The 13,313-nt window shown below is 67.2% G+C and carries 14 protein-coding genes; 1 reads left to right on the forward strand and 13 read right to left on the reverse strand.

Annotated elements, in window-relative coordinates; genetic code table 11:
* Positions 1 to 10 precede the first annotated feature (10 nt).
* Positions 11 to 1,510, forward strand: coding sequence for an aldehyde dehydrogenase family protein (locus SCA01S_RS12175; protein ID WP_062785854.1), 1,500 nt, complete (start codon positions 11 to 13; stop codon positions 1,508 to 1,510).
* A 55-nt stretch (positions 1,511 to 1,565) separates the two neighbouring features.
* Here SCA01S_RS12175 and SCA01S_RS12180 read toward each other — a convergent pair whose 3' ends face one another.
* From SCA01S_RS12180 to SCA01S_RS12240, 13 genes are all read right to left on the reverse strand, one after another.
* Positions 1,566 to 1,940, reverse strand: a complete 375-nt coding sequence (locus SCA01S_RS12180; RefSeq protein WP_133726793.1) for a DUF6152 family protein — start codon at positions 1,938 to 1,940, stop codon at positions 1,566 to 1,568.
* Between the two features lie 25 nt (positions 1,941 to 1,965).
* Positions 1,966 to 2,469 (reverse strand): DUF6644 family protein, encoded by a 504-nt coding sequence (locus SCA01S_RS12185; protein ID WP_054130420.1) that lies wholly within the window; start codon positions 2,467 to 2,469, stop codon positions 1,966 to 1,968.
* Between the two features lie 53 nt (positions 2,470 to 2,522).
* The gene (locus SCA01S_RS12190; RefSeq protein WP_022678536.1) at positions 2,523 to 2,987 is read right to left on the reverse strand and encodes a DUF6644 family protein; all 465 of its coding nucleotides are present in this window, start codon (positions 2,985 to 2,987) and stop codon (positions 2,523 to 2,525) included.
* A gap of 124 nt (positions 2,988 to 3,111) precedes the next feature.
* The gene (locus SCA01S_RS12195; RefSeq protein WP_062785858.1) at positions 3,112 to 5,178 is read right to left on the reverse strand and encodes a TonB-dependent receptor; all 2,067 of its coding nucleotides are present in this window, start codon (positions 5,176 to 5,178) and stop codon (positions 3,112 to 3,114) included.
* 147 nt (positions 5,179 to 5,325) lie between these two features.
* Complete coding sequence (locus SCA01S_RS12200) at positions 5,326 to 5,763, reverse strand: carboxymuconolactone decarboxylase family protein (RefSeq protein WP_062785861.1); 438 nt, start codon at positions 5,761 to 5,763, stop codon at positions 5,326 to 5,328.
* Position 5,764: 1 nt separating this feature from the next.
* Positions 5,765 to 7,192: an NAD-dependent succinate-semialdehyde dehydrogenase gene (locus tag SCA01S_RS12205; RefSeq protein ID WP_062785864.1), complete on the reverse strand. Its 1,428-nt coding sequence runs from the start codon at positions 7,190 to 7,192 to the stop codon at positions 5,765 to 5,767.
* 26 nt (positions 7,193 to 7,218) lie between these two features.
* Positions 7,219 to 7,788 (reverse strand): cytochrome b, encoded by a 570-nt coding sequence (locus SCA01S_RS12210; RefSeq protein WP_062785867.1) that lies wholly within the window; start codon positions 7,786 to 7,788, stop codon positions 7,219 to 7,221.
* A 26-nt stretch (positions 7,789 to 7,814) separates the two neighbouring features.
* Positions 7,815 to 8,603, reverse strand: coding sequence for an SDR family NAD(P)-dependent oxidoreductase (locus SCA01S_RS12215; protein ID WP_062785869.1), 789 nt, complete (start codon positions 8,601 to 8,603; stop codon positions 7,815 to 7,817).
* Positions 8,600 to 10,204, reverse strand: coding sequence for an acetolactate synthase large subunit (locus SCA01S_RS12220; protein WP_062786020.1), 1,605 nt, complete (start codon positions 10,202 to 10,204; stop codon positions 8,600 to 8,602). The genes SCA01S_RS12215 and SCA01S_RS12220 overlap by 4 nt, the downstream gene beginning before the upstream one ends.
* A gap of 1 nt (position 10,205) precedes the next feature.
* Positions 10,206 to 11,138, reverse strand: coding sequence for an alpha/beta fold hydrolase (locus SCA01S_RS12225; protein ID WP_054130428.1), 933 nt, complete (start codon positions 11,136 to 11,138; stop codon positions 10,206 to 10,208).
* A gap of 2 nt (positions 11,139 to 11,140) precedes the next feature.
* Complete coding sequence (locus tag SCA01S_RS12230; RefSeq protein ID WP_022678528.1) at positions 11,141 to 11,746, reverse strand: amino acid synthesis family protein; 606 nt, start codon at positions 11,744 to 11,746, stop codon at positions 11,141 to 11,143.
* A gap of 62 nt (positions 11,747 to 11,808) precedes the next feature.
* Entirely contained in the window at positions 11,809 to 12,288 is a 480-nt protein-coding gene (locus tag SCA01S_RS12235) for a VOC family protein (protein WP_022678527.1), read from the reverse strand.
* Positions 12,275 to 13,309 carry a WD40/YVTN/BNR-like repeat-containing protein gene (locus SCA01S_RS12240; RefSeq protein WP_062785871.1) on the reverse strand — a complete coding sequence of 345 codons (1,035 nt, stop codon included), beginning with the start codon at positions 13,307 to 13,309 and terminating at the stop codon, positions 12,275 to 12,277. Before SCA01S_RS12240 ends, SCA01S_RS12235 begins: the two co-directional genes overlap by 14 nt.
* Positions 13,310 to 13,313 lie beyond the last annotated feature (4 nt).

Consider the following 13,313-nt stretch of genomic DNA (forward strand, 5'->3'; position numbering starts at 1 on the left):
GGAGCCACCCATGACCGCACCCTTCTCCCCCACTCTCCCGACCGGTCGACTGCTGATCGACGGGGCACTGGTCGAGCCGCTCGGCACTGCCGCCCCATTCGATGCGATCGATCCGGCCACCGGGCGGGTGATCATGCAGCTGCCGGGCTGCGACATCGCCGACGTGGATCGTGCGGTCGGCGCCGCGCATCGCTGCTTCGAAAGCGCAGCCTGGCAGTCGATGCGCCCGCTCGACCGCGGCCGCCTGCTCGAGCGGCTGGCCCTGCTGGTCGAGCGCGAGCGGGACGATCTCGCCGCGCTCGAATCGCTCGACAGCGGCAAGCTGCTCGCGGTGACGCAGGCAATCGACCTGCAGTTCACCATCGATGGGCTGCGCTATTTCGCCGGTTGGGCTTCGAAGATCGCGGGGGAGACCGTCACACATTCGCCCTTGGTCGAGGAGGCCGCGCTCTACCGCGCGTTCACCCAGCGCCGCCCCGTCGGCGTGGTAGCGGGCATCACGCCGTGGAACTTCCCGCTCGGCCAGGCGATCCAGAAGATCGCGCCGGCCATCGCGTTCGGCTGCACGGTGGTGCTCAAGCCGTCAGAGGAAACCTCGCTCACCGCAATGCGGCTGGGTGAGCTGATTCTCGAGGCGGGCTTTCCGGCCGGGGCGGTGAACATCGTCACCGGCACCGGCGCCGCCGTCGGCGTCCCGCTGGTGGCACATCCCATGGTGCGCAAGATCGCGTTCACCGGCTCAAACGCCACCGGGCAGGCGATCCTGACCCAGGCGGCCCGCACGATGAAGCGCGTCACGCTCGAACTGGGGGGCAAGTCTCCCACGATCGTGCTGGCCGATGCCGATCTCGACCGCGCGATCCCGGGCGCGGCAGCCGCAATCTTTGCCAATTCGGGGCAGATCTGCACCGCTGGCTCGCGCCTGCTGGTCGAGGCGCCAGTCCATGACGCGGTGATCGACGGGGTCTGCCGCATCGCACGCGACCTACGCCTGGGCTCGCCATTTTCTGCCGAGACGCAGATGGGACCGCTGATTTCCGCCCGCCAGCGCGATCGCGTGGCCGCGCTGGTCGAAGCGGGGCTTGCCGAAGGCGCGCATCCGCTGGAAGGCGCTGCCATACCCAGCGGTCCGGGCTGGTTCTATCGGCCGACCGTGCTCGCCGGGGTGGAGGCCGGGATGAGCGTGATGCGCGAGGAAATCTTCGGGCCAGTGGTGTGCGCGGTGAAAATCACCGATCGCGCCGACATCGTCCGCATTGCCAACGACACGCCCTATGGTCTGGCCGCCAGCGTGTGGACGCAGGACATCGATACGGCCCACCTCCTGGCTGAGCGGATCGACGCGGGAACGGTGTGGATCAACACGCACAACGTTCTCGACCTGGCGATGCCGTTCGGCGGCAGCAAGCTGTCAGGCGTAGGACGCGAGTTCGGCAGCGAGGCGCTGCAGGCCTTCACCGAACCGCGCGCGGTATGCCTTCGGCTGGATCGAGCCAGGGCGGGATTCTAAAATCGCCCGCCCGCAACCCCGCCACCCTGAGGGCAGGCTGGGTTGCGGGCTGCGCTTACCAACCGCTCAACACTTTGCCGCCCGGCAGCTTGACGGTCTTGAGCATGCCCCCCGGCTTGCCGTTGCGCAGCGGGTAGAACACGATATCAACCTGGTCACCCGCCTTGAGCGTCGAAAAGCTCCAGCCAGCATGCGTCATCAGGTTGGGGCTGCTGCACTCGAGTGCATAGGTCGTCCCGCCCGACTGCGCGACGACGAAAGCATGGGGGTTGGTCCAGGTGAACTTGCTCACCATGACACCGCGCAGTTCAACCTGCTTGGTCTGGTCGAACATCGCGAACGAATGGTGGGCCAGGGCCGATCCGGCCGGAGCCAGCGCTGTCACAGCGGCCGAGGCGGCAAGCATGATCGTACGAAGAGTTGGGGTCACGGGCAGACGCTCCTGGGAGTGGGTTTCAGAACAGCACATCAAGGGTGAAGCCAATCCAGCGGCCAAGGAAGATCACCAGCGTCCACAGCACCAGCGACAAAACGCCGGCGGCACGCGCGGCAAAGGGCGGCGCGGCGGTCTCGTCCCACTGCGCGATCGTGCGCTGGGTGGTGGCGTGGAAAATCGCCATGTTGATGCCGGCCGCCACGATCGCCAGCAGCTTGAGCCGGAACTCGGTATTGGCGGCATAGGCCACCGCGTTGGAGGCAAAGAGCAGGCTGCCGGTGATGATCGCGACGACGAACGCGCCCCATGTGAAAGGCAGCAGTTCAGTGATCAGGCGATTGGCGCTGCGCCGGTGCGCGGCATAGCCGACGAGCCGCAGGTCAACGATCAGGATCGTGCCGAAGACGAGCGTGATCGCCAGCACATGCAGCGATTCGAGCACCGGGAAGGCGTTGGCGTTCTCGCGAATGGCGTTAGAAAGCGGCAGGTCATAGATGCTTTGCAGCGTGGTTTGCAGGGTCATGGGTTGGGCTCCCCCGGTTGTGCTGTTTGGTCGTAACGGTGACGGGGCGCCGTTCAGGTGTAGGCGATGAAGCGGCCACAGAAGATGACCGCGCTCCACACCACCAGCAGCAGCCATGCCACCGTCTTGGCCGCAGGCCGCGCATCGTCGCGCAGCAGCGGGCGGCGCAGCAGCAGCGTGGCAAGGAAGGCCAGCAGCACCAGCGCCATCTTGGCCCAGAACACCGTATTGCCCAGAGTACGCGCCGGCTCGGCCACGATCAGCAGCGTGCCACTGGCCAGCAGCACGACCAGCGCCGACCATATCCACGGCAAATAGCGCCGAACCACGCGCGCGGGGCTCTCGTCAGTAGCGAGCACGCCGGCGAGGCGCAGTTCCGAGACCAGGGCCGAGCCCACGACCACCGCGATCGCCAGGATATGCACGCTCTGCACCGTGGGGATGATCCACGTCGTCTCGCGGAACGTGGTCGAGATCGGCGTGGCATAGAGCCAATCGCCGAAGGTTTGGATGGACATGGCGCAAGGTCTCCCCTCGATGCGTGGATGTTCAGGTCTGTTTATTCCCCCGCCCTAGCCGTCAGGCTGGGCGCCGGGACGTTCGAAACCGTTGCAATACCGGAACAGAGCGCGTGCAACGCCGTCACAGCGTGGCCGAAAGCGTCACGCGCAGCGAACGCGGTTCCAGCGGATGGGCGTTGATTCCGGCCACGCCGGCGGCAGGCTCGCCGGGCAGCCGGCTGACGTAGTAGTAGTCTGCCGCATCGTCGCGGCTGCCGAGCAGGTTATAGATATCGGCACGCAGGTTGACGCGCGGCGTCAGTTGATAGCCCGCCGAAAGGTTGATCTCGCCATAGCCAGGCGAGCGTTGGCTGTTGTCCTCGGTCAGCGGATGCGGGCCGAGCCGCCGCCAGGTGAGCGCGCCCGACCAAGGCCCGAGATTGTCGACCAGCATGCCAGCGGCACCGATGAATCCGGGCGCATCCTCGATAAAGCGGGTGGCCGGGGCACCATCGCGATAGCGCGCATGGCTGAATGCGAGGTTGGAATTGAGTTCGAGCCAGGGCAGCGGGCGGTACTGGGCGCTCAATTCCAGGCCGCGACGCCGGCTGGGCCGCCCCGCCTCGGTTTGCCCGGCATCGGCCGAATAGGTCAGTTCGGAGGCGAAATCGATCTGGAACACGGTGGCCGCAAGCGTCAGCTGGCGCATGAGATTGCTGCGCAGCCCCGCCTCCATGCTGGTGGCGCCGACCAGCAGCGGTGGGCGCACCAAGGTGGTACTGCCATCGTCCGCGGTGACGAGGCCGGCGCGGCCATCGTTGGAATGAAAGCCGCGCCCCGCCGAGACGTAGAACTCGGTCCGCGCCCAAGGGCCGAGGATTATGCTGCCCTTGGGCTGCCACAGCGCGGCATGCTCATGCCCGCGCTCAGGACGCACCAGGTCGTGGTCGGCCACGTGGAAGCTATCGACGCGCAGGCCAAGCACGGTGCGCAGCCAAGAAAGCCATTGCGCCTTGTGTTCTGCATAAGCGCCAAGGCTTGCCTCCTCGACTTGGTCGTCGCGATCGGTGCTCAGCACCGCGCGGCGGCGGGTGTGCGCCAGATCGACGCGGATCGCATCAAAGCGTCCATCAATCCCGAGGGTCAGGGTCTGGTCGATCCCGACGGTGGCAAAGCGGTGCGCCAGTGCCAGGCTGCCGCCCGCGATCCAGCGACGATCGTTCTGCGCGTGCTGGTCTCCGTTGACCGGGTCATCGAGGTAATGGGTGAAGTTGCTCCACAGCGTCAGATGCTGGCGCACGCCATAGATCTCGGCGGTGAGCTGGTCGGCGCTGGACAAGGGCCGGGCATAGCGCAGCGACAGCGACATGCGCTGCGATATCCCCCCATCGCTGGGATCGAGCGAACCAAAGCGCCCAATCAAGCCCTGCTCCACCGCGCGCAGGGGCTGGTCGGTGGTGGCGTTCCAGCGCCCCGAATAGGCCATTGCCGTGGCTGACCACCCTTCCTCGACCGTGCCATGCGAGAGGCGCACCACCCCGTTGAAGCGGCGCAGGTTATCGGGGTTGTCCCATGGGCCATCGAGGTGGAAGTATTCCCCCGCCCCAAGCAATGTGGTGCCCCCGCGCAGGGCCACCGATCCGCCCGCGAACACGCGGCGATCGCCGACCGTGCCGGCGGAAAGCGAGAGTGTGGGCGGCAAGCTGTCCACCAGGCTCAGCCGCGCTGATCCCACGGCGGCAAAGTCCCCGGCAGCGGCGAAATAGGGTCCCTTGGTAAAGGCGATCCCGCCAAACAGCTCGGGCATGAGGAAGTTGAGATCGGTATAACCCTGGCCGTGCGCGTGGGTGCGCTGGTTGACCGGCATGCCATCGACGAAGGTGGCAAAGTCAGTGCCATGGTCGAGGTTGAACCCGCGCAGGAGGTACTGGTTGGCCTTGCCCTCGCCGCTGTGCGAGGTCACCGACAAGCCGGGGATCGCCTCCAGGTACTGCCCGACGCGATAGGCCGGCCGGCGTTGGATTTCCTGGCGGGTGATCGCGCCCTCACTCGATGTGGTGGCGGTGCCAAGCACGTCCTGCGTCGAAGCGGTGACCACGATTTGCGGCGGCGCATCGGGCGAAGCGGCGGCAGGTTCGGCGGCGCGGACCGTGCCAGTGGCAAGCGCCAGTGCGCTGATGGCGGCAAGCATGATCGATGTGCGGCGCATGGCGCTTCCTCCCTCGTCTGTTCTTCGACAAAGGAGGAAGCGCAGCGGCCCGGCCCGCACAAGTTACGCGACGGTTGGCGCAGCGCCCCGCAACGGCTGCGCGCAACGGTTACCCAAGGTGCCGTTACCCGGGGTCAAAAGCCGACCCTATTGCGCGGCAGCGGTGGTGGCCTCGGCGTCATATTCGGCGATGGCTTCGCGCGCGATACGGGTGGCATCGATGCCAGCGGGCACGCCGCAATAGACCGCCACCTGGAGCAGGGCCTCGCGGATCTCCTCGCGCGTCAGGCCGTTGCGCAGTGCCGCCTTGACGTGGAGCCGCAGCTCGTGCGGGCGATTGAGTGCGCTGATCATGCCGAGGTTGAGCAGGCTGCGCTCGCGGCGGGTAAGCCCTGGGCGCGACCAGGTCTCCCCCCAGCACCAGCGCGTCGATAATGCCTGCATCGGGCGTGAGAAATCGTCCGCGCCAGCCATGGCCTGCTCGACATAGGCCGCACCGAGCACTTCCTTGCGCAGCGCCAGACCGCGCACGAAGGCCGGATCGTCGGTGCCGTCGGCCAGAGGGTCGGGGGAGTCCGGCTCCATGTTACAGCCCGCCGACGAGGCAGTACTTGATGGACATGTAATCAGCGAGGCCGTGGCTCGATCCTTCGCGGCCGAAGCCTGATTCCTTCACCCCGCCGAACGGTGCCACCTCGCTCGAGATCAATCCGTCGTTCACCCCGACCATGCCGTATTCGAGGCCCTCCATCATGCGCCACTGGCGTGCAACATCGGCGGTATAGACATAGGCGGCAAGGCCGAACGGCGTATCGTTGGCGATGCGCAGCGCGTCAGCCTCGTCGGTGAAGCGGATGACCGGCGCTACCGGGCCGAATATTTCCTCGTGCGCGATGGCCATGGCCGGGGTCACCCCCGCCAGCACCACTGGACGATGAAAGGCACCGCGCGCGGGGCCATCGTGCCCGTGGCTGACTTCGCGCGCGCCCTCGCCCACTGCGGCCTCGACCAGCCCGGCTACGCGGGTGACTGCCTTGCCATCGATCAGGGAACCCATCGCGCCCGGCACCGCCTGCCCATCGGCCACGCGCAAGGCATCGACCCGCGCGGTGAGCGCAGCGACAAAGGCATCGTGCACGCCATCCTGCACCAGGAAGCGGTTGGCACAGACGCAGGTCTGCCCGGCGTTGCGGAAGCGCGAGGCCATGGCACCGTCAACGGCACGCGCGATGTCGGCATCGTCGAACACCACGAAGGGCGCATTGCCGCCCAACTCGAGGCTGAGCCGCTTCACCTGGGCAGCAGCCTTGGCCATGATGACCTTGCCCACCTCGGTCGAGCCGGTGAAGCTGATCTTGCGCACCAGCGGATGGCTGCAGAACAGGTCCCCCGCCTCTGACGAACGCACGGCCGGGGCCACGCGAAACAGATCGCGCGGCACCCCGGCGCGGTGGGCCAGCGCCTCCAGCGCGAGCGCGGACAGCGGTGTAGCCTCAGCCGGCTTGACCACGATCGAGCAGCCTGCTGCCAGTGCCGGCGCGACCTTGCGGGTTATCATCGCCAGCGGGAAGTTCCACGGGGTGATCGCCGCGCACGTCCCCACCGGCTGGCGCAGCGTCAGCACGCGTTTGCCCGGCGCAAAACTGGGGATCACCTCGCCATAGGCGCGACGCGCCTCTTCGGAGAACCATTCGATGTAACCCGCACCATAGCGCACCTCGCCACGCGACTCCTCGAGCGGCTTGCCGCTTTCAAGCGTCATCAACAGCGCCAGCGCCTCGGCGTTTTCCACCATCGCGTTGAACCAGGCGCGCAGCACGTCGCTGCGTTCCTTGGCGGTGCGCGCAGCCCAGGCATGGCGCGCGGCGTCAGCGGACTCGACGATCGCGGTGAGTGCAGCCACGTCATAGCGGCGCACCGTGGCGACGATGCTGCCATCGGCCGGATTGGTCACGGCCAGGCCCGCCGCATCGAAGGCGTCGGGATGCAGCAGGTGGTGGACAGGGTTGGTCATGGCAGGATCTTTCGTTGAAGGGGCGATCACACCATCCGTGCGAGCACGTCGGTATCGCCGCCGCGATCGTGCAGCCGGTGCTTGAGGGCGCCAGCCACGTGAAGCACCACGAGCACGGCGAGCGTATAGGCACTCCACCCGTGCAGCGTGTCGAACAGCGCGAAGGCCTTGTCGTTCTTGGGCAACAGTTCAGGTACCTGACCCAACCCGAAGAAGGGCACGCCGTCGCTCTGGGTAAAGCTGGCCGACATCGCATAGCCCAGCAGCGGGGTGAGCAACGTCAGCACCATGATCGCACGGTGGACCAGATGCGAAAGCACCCGCTCCCAGGGTCTGAGCCCCACCGGCGGGTGCGGCAGGTGGCGGCGGTGCTGGTAGCGCAGGCCCAGGTGGACCAGCGCGAGCAGCCAGACCAGGGCGCCGAACTGCTTGTGATTGGGATAGAACACCGCGAACTTGGCCGTCGCCTCGTCAGGCAGGCCGGTCATGAACCAGCCCGACCAGATCATGCCGATGATCAATACGGCGCGCAGCCAGTGCAGCAGGCGCATCGACAGCGGATAGCGGGTACGCGCCCCGCCGGTTTCATCGCGCATCGCCCTCTCCTTGCCCGCACGCGCGCTCACAGGAAGATGCCGCGCGAATAGCCGCCATCGATGGTCAGCGACTGGCCGGTAATGGTCGGCCGCGCGGCAACCGCCAGCATCGCCACCAGCCCGCCGACATCGTCGGGCGTCAGGATCGTGCGCGTGGGTATCTCGGCAACGAAGCGCGCCTCGATCGCGGCGGGCGTGGTGTTTTCGGTGTGGGCCATTTCGGCAAACAGCTCGGCCAGGTGCGGGGTGCGGACAATGCCGGGGTGCACCGCATTGACGGTGATACCGGCTGGGCCAAGCTCGTCGGACAAGACCTTGGTCAGGTGCGAGACCGCCGCGTTGCGCAGGCCGCTCAAGGTGTCGCTCGACCGGCCGGTCAGCCCGCCGATATTGACGATATGGCCCCGCCCCTGCCGCTTCATGGCTGGCACGACAGCCTGGGCATAGCGGAGATAGCCACCCACCTTGACGTCAAGATCGGCAATCAGTGCGGCCACATCGACGGTCTCGATCGCCCCACCGATCGGGGTGGAACTGGCAGCGGCATTAACCAGCACATCGATCCGACCATGCCGCGCAAGGACGGCGGCGACGAGGCCTTCGATGGAGGCCGGATCGCGCGCGTCCGACCCCAGTGCGAGGCAATCGTCACCGATCGCTTCGGCCGCAGCCGCAAGCCGCCCCACATCGCGCGCCGTAATGACCACGGCAAACCCGGCGCCCTGCAGGCCGCGCACGATTCCCGGTGCCATTCCGCCGCTGCCGCCGGTGACAATCGCCACGGGCGGCCCGGAACCCACTGCCGCAGCGCTCATGGCAGCTCAGCCTGGATCAGCATCGGCCCGTCGAGCGCGAGCCCCTGCGCCAGTGCCTCGGCCAGTTCGCCGCAGGTCGTGACGCGCACCGCCTCCACGCCATAGCCACGCGCCAGCGAAACCCAATCCACCTTCGGCTTGTCCAGCAGCGTCAGCGCCTCGATCATGGCATCGCCCAGCGGCGCGTTGGCGCGCACCAGTTCGGTCTGGAGAATGGCGTAGCGGTGGTTGGCCGCGAGGATCACCGTCACCGGCAGCTTCTCGCGCGCCATCGTCCACAGGGCCTGGAGCGTATATTGCGCGCTGCCGTCCGACTGGAGCGAAACCACGCGCGCTTCTGGCGCAGCGAGCGCCGCCCCCACTGCACAGGGCATCCCCTGGCCGATCGCGCCGCCCGTGTTGGTCATCACACGATGCCGGCGCGCGCGATGCGCGTTGCGCAGCCAGGGCCCACCCAAGGTCGAGCCCTCGAGCGAGATGATCGCATGTTCGGGCAGTTGCACCAGCAGTTCCTCGACCACGCCCGCCGGCGTCAGCGCAGCAGTGGGATCATTGGCACTGGCAGTGGCCGGCGTGAACGGCTGGGCGCCAGCCGGACCCGTTACGCCCAGCGCCGAACCCAGGCGCACCAGCGCGTCGATCGCATCGTGCTCCGGCCCGGCCAGGCGCACCAGACTGGCCTCTGCAACCAGCTGGCTGGGCCAGCCTTCATAGCCGAAATAGCTGATCGGCATGCGCGCGCCGGCCAGCACGACGCGGGCGGTGCCCATTTGCGCGATCACGTCGTCGGGGAAATAGGCCTGCCGCTCGACCGCAGGCAGATCACCGCCCAGGGTCACGATGCCCGGATAGGGTTCCATCAGCAGGCGGCCGCCAAGCCGCGCGGCGAGTGCGGCACCGGCGCGCACGCCCGCCTCGGTCAGGGCATTGCCGCCCAGCAGCACGATGGCGCCCTGATCGCTCTCCAGTGCGGCAGCGGCGGCGGCAAGCGCCGCGTCATCTACCCGCGCGCCCTGCCATGGGGCAACCGTGGCGCTGCCAGACAGCGCATCCTGGTATTCCTCGCGCGCGTCGATCACGTCGGTCGGCACGATCAGCGTCGCCGCACCGCCCTCGGCCACCCGCGTCGCGGCAAAGGCAGTGGCGACATCGTGCGCGATGGCACCAGGCTCGGCCATGCGGATCACCTGGCGCGAGACCGGCGATGCCAGCGATGTGATGTCCGAGGTCAGCGGCGCGTCATAAGGCAGGTGCCAGGTGGCATGATCGCCGATGATGTTGACGATGCGCGAACCGGCGCGCCGGGCGTTGTGCAGGTTGGCGATACCGTTGGCAAATCCGGGGCCAAGATGCAGCAGCGTCAGCGGCACCTGCCCCGATACGCGCGCATAGCCGTCTGCCGCGCCGGTGCACACGCCCTCGAACAGGCTGAGTACCGGGCGGATGCCACCATGGCGGGCCAGCGCGGTGACCATGGTCATCTCGGTGGTGCCGGGATTGGCAAAGCAGATACGCGCGCCGCCAGCGTGGAGCGCGTCGAACAGCGTATCTGCCCCCGTGCGGATCACCGCATCGTCGGATGGTGCAGGTGCGGCAGGCATGTCATTGGCCATCATCGTGGTCCTCGTGCGCGCGCACCGTAACGCCGGCGAGGAAACCCTCGACCAAGCGACGGAACGCCTCGGGGGCATCGTCGTGGACGTAGTGCGAGGCACCGTCCACGCTGGCATGGGCCAGATGCGAGTTTTGCGCTTCGAGCCGGCGCACCGCCTCAAGGCTGCAAAAGTCTGAACGTCCGCCGCGGATCACCAGCGTGGGCACGCGGATCGCGGCGATCACCGGCCAAAGGTCGATCACGCGGGCGGGATCGGGCGCGATGCGCGTGGCGGCGATGCCTTCGGCATCATAACGCCAGCGCACCCCGCCTGCCGGGTCGGCAGTCATGCTTTCCCACAACCGTTCCTCGATCGCCGCCTCGCCCACGTTGGGCCGCAACCGGCGCCAATAGGCGCGCGCCTCGGCCCAGTCGGCAAAGCGCACGGGCAGTGCCTTCATTTCCGCGACGATGCGCTCGAACCCGGCACCACCGACAGACGAGCCGGCGGTAATGTCTTCGACCACCAGCGCGTGAAGGCGTGCCGGGTGCCGCGCGGCATAGGCATAGGCGGTGGTGCCGCCCATCGAATGCCCGACCAGCACGAAACGATCGAGACCGGCTTCGGCCACGACCGCCTCGAGATCGGCGAGGTAGGCATCGGTGTAATAGTTGCGGCCCTCGTCCCAGTCGCTTTCACCACGCCCGCGCGCGTCGAAAGCGATCAGGCGATAGCGGTCAGCCAGCGCCGCGGCGAGCGGGCGCCAGGTCCCCGAATAGCCGCGCAGACCGTGCAGCAGCACGATCGCGGGGGCCTGCGCATCGCCCCATTCGCGCACGCACAGCGACACGCCACCGCGCGCGACGCGCCGGATGCGCTCGCCAGGCAGCAGCGCCACCGGCGCGGGCGGCGCATCGTCCAGGATGAGATCCGCCGTCATGGTCAGGTCAGCCCGTTGCCTTCGGCGTCTTCGGCACGCAGCCCGCCGAGCCGCGCGTTGAGGCGGCCGCGCGTGGCGAAGACCCAGCACACGATCACTTCGTCACGGTTGGGCGCATCGTCGAACGAGACGCTCATCGTGTCGTAGTGCGAACGCACATAGAGCGCGTCCTTGTGGCCGAACGGTACGTCAAGAATGGTTCCGGGCACCCCACGCTTGCCGGTAGAGGGCACCCACGAGGCCCCGCCGCCCAGCGCATCGCGGATCGGGTTCGCCGCCGGATTGGTGAGCAGCGCGTTGCCGTGCTCGTATTCGCCATCGATACCCACGAGGATCGCCTTGCCATAGCTTTCGATTGGCGCCCCGCCGGTCAGCGCATTGATACGCCGCCCGAATTCCACGCCGAGCACCGGGGAAGCCTCGATCCACGCCGAGAGATCCTCGACATAGTTGCCGGCATAGGGGTTCTTGATGCACGCACCGATCATGTACTTGATCAGCGGCGCGCCGTCGGCGGCGGCACCAGTCTCACCTGCAAGGATTTCCTCGACCTGGGTGAACCACTTGCGAATGTGGAAGGCGCCAAAGTTGGCGGCGTATCTGGTCATGACAACTCCCCTGGATTTTTGTGTCTGCGGGCATCGCCCGGTTCAGGTCTCGGCCGCTGCGGTCACAGTGTGATCGGGTTCGCCTGGCCTTCGTTACGGTTGAGCTCGGCCTGCGACGCGCCGCCCTCGAGCGGGACGTTCTGGCAAAACACCTCGAGCATGTGGCCATCGGGATCATAGAAATAGATGCCCACCGAAACGCCATGATCGAGGATTTCGGCAATCTCGACGCCGCGCTCGCGGAAGAAGGCGTAGTTGGCGCGCAGGTCTTCCATGTTGCACCCGGCCATGGCCAGGCCGATGTGCTCGAACTCGCGGCCCTTGGCCTCCTTGCCGATGGCGGTATCGGCCGCCGCCGGGAACAGCGCGATGTCGTGATCGCTCAGGCCAAAGCTGAGGAACACCCCACCCTTGTACGGCCCATCGCCGGCGCGCGCCGTGATCTTCATGTTGAGGATCTCGGCATACCAGCGGGCAGAGGCCTCAGGATCCTTTACGAACAAAACGATATGCGCGATCCGCGCGACGTTAATGGGTGACATGCGGCAACCCCAGGTCGGAGGGAACGGACGGCAGCCAGGCGAGGCCGGTAATCTCGTTGAACTCGCGCCATTCCTTGGCCCAGGTGCGGCCGCCGTCAACGCTGCGGTAGAGATAGCCGAACTTGCTCGCGGCGAGTTGGAAATCGGGATCGCTGGGATGGGAGCCAAACGCCCACATGCACGAGTTCGACGGATGATCGAGCGCGGCCCTGGTCCAGGTTTCGCCGGCATCATCAGAGAGCAGGATCGCCGCCGTCGTGCCCGGGGTGCCATCGCCGATTCCCACGGCCAGTTGGCGGTTGCTGCCTGGACGGCGCAACAGCACACGCGAATAGCGCAGGCCCCAGGTCTCCTTGGCCGGCTGACGCGTCCAGGTCTGGCCACCGTCGGTCGAGCGGTAGAGGGCGATAACCGTCAGCGCGAGGTGGACGGTGCTTCCGTCGTCCTGCGGCAGGATCATGATGTCGTGCAGGTCGGAGTTGCCACCGAATTCGGACCACGTGCTATCGATGCGCGTCCAGCTGTCGCCGCCGTCGCGACTGCGATAGAGGCCACCTTCCTCGATACCCGCCCAGACGTCGTCGGCATCGCGCGGATCGACCGCCAGCGCCAGCATGCGTGGGCGGTTAACCCCGGCGCAGAACTCGGGCATTTCCAGGCTGGTGCGCTCCCAGGTCTGCCCGCCATCGCGCGAACGGAAGAAGATCGCCAGCGACGGAGCGCCGGTGCCGGCATACATCACCAGTGGATTGCTCTCGCTGACCACCAGCTTCCACACGGCAAGACCGTTGAGCGCGCAGTCGATGCGGCTCCAGTGCACGCCGCAGTCGGCGCTGTAGAACAGCCCCTTTTCCGCTCCGGCAAAAATACCGTCGGGATTGCGCGGGTCGACCAAGAGGCAGCGTACGCGATCGTCGTATTCCAGATCCTGGCCAATGTTGATGCGATACCACGACTTGCCGTTGTCGTGGCTGCGCATGACGGCCTGGCCGTCGGTGCTCACGATGAGAGTCTTGCCCATGGTC

It is taken from the genome of Novosphingobium capsulatum NBRC 12533 (assembly GCF_001598375.1).
GTDB lineage: Bacteria > Pseudomonadota > Alphaproteobacteria > Sphingomonadales > Sphingomonadaceae > Novosphingobium > Novosphingobium capsulatum.

Coding starts and splice junctions, on each gene's coding strand:
- SCA01S_RS12230 (WP_022678528.1), bottom strand. CDS start 11,746: ATGACCAGATACGCCGCCAACTTTGGCGCCTTCCACATTCGCAAGTGG.
- SCA01S_RS12200 (WP_062785861.1), bottom strand. CDS start 5,763: ATGGAGCCGGACTCCCCCGACCCTCTGGCCGACGGCACCGACGATCCG.
- SCA01S_RS12195 (WP_062785858.1), bottom strand. CDS start 5,178: ATGCGCCGCACATCGATCATGCTTGCCGCCATCAGCGCACTGGCGCTT.
- SCA01S_RS12240 (WP_062785871.1), bottom strand. CDS start 13,309: ATGGGCAAGACTCTCATCGTGAGCACCGACGGCCAGGCCGTCATGCGC.
- SCA01S_RS12210 (WP_062785867.1), bottom strand. CDS start 7,788: ATGCGCGATGAAACCGGCGGGGCGCGTACCCGCTATCCGCTGTCGATG.
- SCA01S_RS12185 (WP_054130420.1), bottom strand. CDS start 2,469: ATGACCCTGCAAACCACGCTGCAAAGCATCTATGACCTGCCGCTTTCT.
- SCA01S_RS12225 (WP_054130428.1), bottom strand. CDS start 11,138: ATGACGGCGGATCTCATCCTGGACGATGCGCCGCCCGCGCCGGTGGCG.
- SCA01S_RS12190 (WP_022678536.1), bottom strand. CDS start 2,987: ATGTCCATCCAAACCTTCGGCGATTGGCTCTATGCCACGCCGATCTCG.
- SCA01S_RS12220 (WP_062786020.1), bottom strand. CDS start 10,204: ATGCCTGCCGCACCTGCACCATCCGACGATGCGGTGATCCGCACGGGG.
- SCA01S_RS12215 (WP_062785869.1), bottom strand. CDS start 8,603: ATGAGCGCTGCGGCAGTGGGTTCCGGGCCGCCCGTGGCGATTGTCACC.
- SCA01S_RS12235 (WP_022678527.1), bottom strand. CDS start 12,288: ATGTCACCCATTAACGTCGCGCGGATCGCGCATATCGTTTTGTTCGTA.
- SCA01S_RS12175 (WP_062785854.1), top strand. CDS start 11: ATGACCGCACCCTTCTCCCCCACTCTCCCGACCGGTCGACTGCTGATC.
- SCA01S_RS12205 (WP_062785864.1), bottom strand. CDS start 7,192: ATGACCAACCCTGTCCACCACCTGCTGCATCCCGACGCCTTCGATGCG.